Source organism: Cognatilysobacter lacus (assembly GCF_008274655.1).
GTDB lineage: Bacteria > Pseudomonadota > Gammaproteobacteria > Xanthomonadales > Xanthomonadaceae > Cognatilysobacter > Cognatilysobacter lacus.
The window spans coordinates 1-3,348 of the sequence record NZ_VTRV01000212.1 but is presented as its reverse complement, the minus strand read 5'-3'; the positions used below and the strand labels follow the sequence as shown (position 1 = coordinate 3,348).

Here is a 3,348-nt window from a genome sequence, read left to right as displayed (position 1 = left end):
CGAGTTCGAGTTCGCCAACCAGCCGGTGCAGCGCGGGGCTTGCGGAGCCGTCGTCCAGCATCGGCGCCAGCTCGTCGGCGGCTTCCGCCGGGCGGCCCTGCTGGCGCATGAGATCGGCTACCAGCGCGCGCAACGGCTGGCTGTCGGGCGTGGTCTGCAGCACGCCGCGGAACGCCTGCTCGGCGAACGCCAGGTGGCCTTTGGCCAGGTAGGCGAAGCCGAGCGCGTGGCGCAGCATCGGCTCGTCGGGCGCGAGGTCCGCGGCCTGGGAAAGCAGACCGAGCGCTTCGTCGGGGCGACCGCGACGCAAGGCGAGCATGCCTTCGACGGCGCTGATCTGCGGATGCTCGGGCGCGATGCGCGCTGCGGTGCGCACGAGGCGTTCGGCCTCGTCGAGGTCGCCGCGACCGAGCGCGAGCTGCGCCTGGATGATGTACGCGGGGAACTGGTTCGGATCGAGCCCGACGCTGCGCGCCAGTGCCGCCTGCGCGCGATCGAGGTCGCGCGCCTGCAGCAGCAGGCCGGCGCGTTCGAGGTGCAGGTCGGCATCCTCGGGCGCGAGGTCGAGTGCCCGGTCGAGCGTGGCGAGCGCGGCTTCGCCCTCGCCGGAAAGGCGCTGGGCGGCGGCGAGCAGGCGCAACGCGCCGATGTCGTCGGGCTGCTGCTCGACGAGCGTCTGGGCCGCGGGAAGCGCCTCGTCGGCGGCGCCCCGGCGGAGCGCGGCGAGGACGGTGTCGTACATGGAATATCCGGAGGTCGAAGCAATCGCCGATTGTAGCGGGCGCTAGCCGGAGGCCCGCGTGTCCAGCACCGCGGCGAGCCAGTGCTCGGCGAAGCCGTCGAGCCGCGCATCGCGCACGAAGCCGCAGTGGCCGCCGTGCGCGGTGACGGTGAGTCGTGTCGACGGGGCCAGCACGAGGCGCTCGAAATCGGCGACAGGGATCACCGGGTCGTCCGCGGCGGTCAGGATCTCGGCCGGCACGGACAGCGACGCCAGGCGGTCGCCAGCGATCGTGTAGCGGTCGAAGTAACCGTCGAGCGAGCCGTAGTCGGTATGGCCCTCGACCAGCGAGCGGGTGAGCTCGCGCAGGCGCTGCCCGAGCGTGCGGTCGTCGAGATATGCCAGGTGCGGGAACAGCGCGCGCTTGCGCTGCAGGGAGCTGCGCCACTTGCGCTCGAAATAGCGTCGATACACGCCGAGTCCGCGGTCCATCGCGTCCATCGTGCGTGCCGGGTCCAGGACCGGGCAGACCGCGGCGACGCGCTCGAGCTGCAAGCCCGCGGCAGGCGCATGCAGCGCGAGCCGCAAGGTGAAGTTGCCGCCAAGCGAATAGCCGGCAGCGACCATGCGCGGCGCCGGGAAACGTCGCGCGACTTCGACGGCCGCGCGCACCACTTCGTCGATGCGTCCGGAATGGAAGATGTCTTCGTTGAGGTGGTGGCTGTCGCCGTGGTCGCGGAAGTTGAGCCGGAACGTCGACCAGCCGCGCGCCAGCAATGCCGCGGCGCTCAGGCGCATGTAGCTGGAATCGACGCTGCCTTCCCAGCCGTGCAGCAGCAGCGCAAGGCCTTTCGACTCGCCGGCGGGTCCGTCGTGCAGGCCCGACAGGCGCACGCCCTCGCCGGCGTCGATGACGTGCGGTGTCGTCGTGACGCTGTTGGCGGCGAGGCGTGCGCTGCCGATGCGGCTGCGCAGCACGCTGGTGCCCAGCACCGTCTGCACATGCGCATTGCGCAGCCAGCGCGGCGGCGCGAAGTCCGTCGAACGCATCGGCTCAGGTGCCCATCGCGTCGACGATGCGCTGGCGCGCGAGCTCCGCGATGCGCCGCCGGCCTTCCTCGGTACCTGCCGGGATCGGCTCGAGGAAATGCACGGTGGCGCTTCGCGCGGGTTCGCCGAGCAGGCGCAGGAAGTTGGCGAAGAAGGTCTCGCCTTTCGCGAAGGCGACCGTGCGTTGCGCCGCGCCGTGCTCGCCGTAGACCAGGGCGACCGGCTGCACCGGCGCGCCGGCCTCCACCGCCGCGGTGAATATGCGCGCGTGGAACGGGCCGATCTCGCCGCCACCGCGCGTGCCGCCCTCGGGGAACACGCCGACCGAATGGCCGGCGCGCAGCTGGCGCACCATCTCGCTCATCACGCCACCCAGCGACTCGGCGTTGCCGCGGCGGTGGTAGATCGTCTGCGCACGCGCGGCCAGCGTGCCGATCAGCGGCCAACGCGCGATTTCGTCCTTCGCGACGAAACCCATCATCCGTTGCGTGTGCAGCATCGAGATGTCGACCCAGCCGACGTGGTTGGCGACGAACATCGTCGCGCCCGCAAGCGGCGTGCCGGCGCGACGCAGCCGGAACCCCACGATCCACATCAGCCCCCACTGCCACATGCGGATGGCGCGGTGCTGGAACAACTCGTCGCCCCAACGCCAGGCGCGGGTCGGCGGCGTGAGAAGCAAAAGGAGCAGCGGCAGGTGCACCAGCGCATGCCAGAGCAGCAGGGGCACGCGGATCAGGTAGCGCGGCACGCGCAGGACGACGCCGCCCGGCGATGCGGCGCCGTCGGGGGAGGTCGGCGCGATCATCGGCGAAAGCCTACCGGAGCGATGCGTCGACCGGGGCGCCGGTCACTGCGTGGTGCGCGGCACCACGGCGAGCGTCAGCCGCGAAACGCAGGCCAGGCGGCCGCGTGCGTCTTCGATGCGGATTTCCCACACGTGCGTGCTGGCGCCCAGGTGCAACGGCCGCGCGGTGCCCGTGACCACGCCGTCGCGCACGCCGCGCAGGTGGTTGGCGTTGATCTCGATACCGACGCAGATGCGGTCCTCGGGCACGCACAGGTTGCCGGCGGTCGAGCCGAGCGTCTCGGCCAGCAGCACCGAGGCGCCGCCGTGGAGCAGGCCATACGGCTGCCGCGTGCGTTCGTCGACCGGCATCGTGCCGCGCAGGAAATCGGGGCCGCGCTCGGTGAACACGATGCCCAGCGGCACCATCGCCGTCCCGGCGGACAGCGCGTTGAGGTCGGCGAGCGTGGCGGTGCTGCGGAAGGGGGAGGGGGAGGCGGCGTCGGTCATCGCGCCACGATACCGGCTCGACTACGGCGCGGTCTTCGGCGCTTCGGCGACCAGCTCGAGGTCCAGGCGGGCGCCCGGGCGTTCGATCGCGAGTCGCACGTGCTGGCCGGCATGCAGATCCTGCAGGCGTGCGGCAACGGGACGGGCGGCGGTGCCGCGGATCGTCTGGCCGTCGAGGCTGACGATGCGGTCGCCGACGTGCAGCCCGGCGCGGGCCGCGGGCGAACCGGGCGTCACGCGCGAGACGGTGACCTGCTCGAGCACGGGGCTCAGCAGGCCC

At 72.2% G+C, this 3,348-nt stretch carries 5 protein-coding genes; all 5 read right to left on the bottom strand.

The window, feature by feature from the left end:
• The coding region (locus FW784_RS13245; RefSeq protein WP_149353799.1) for a tetratricopeptide repeat protein at positions 1-742 on the bottom strand (742 nt) is incomplete at its 3' end.
• A gap of 42 nt (positions 743-784) precedes the next feature.
• Positions 785-1,771, bottom strand: a complete 987-nt coding sequence (locus tag FW784_RS13240) for a YheT family hydrolase (RefSeq protein WP_149353798.1) — start codon at positions 1,769-1,771, stop codon at positions 785-787.
• 4 nt (positions 1,772-1,775) lie between these two features.
• On the bottom strand, positions 1,776-2,579 hold the full coding sequence (locus tag FW784_RS13235) for a lysophospholipid acyltransferase family protein (protein ID WP_149353797.1): 804 nt from the start codon (positions 2,577-2,579) through the stop codon (positions 1,776-1,778).
• Between the two features lie 42 nt (positions 2,580-2,621).
• Positions 2,622-3,068: a hotdog fold thioesterase gene (locus tag FW784_RS13230; RefSeq protein WP_149353796.1), complete on the bottom strand. Its 447-nt coding sequence runs from the start codon at positions 3,066-3,068 to the stop codon at positions 2,622-2,624.
• A gap of 21 nt (positions 3,069-3,089) precedes the next feature.
• Positions 3,090-3,348 (bottom strand): PDZ domain-containing protein (locus FW784_RS13225; RefSeq protein WP_149353795.1); only part of this gene is annotated, 259 nt, incomplete at its 5' end.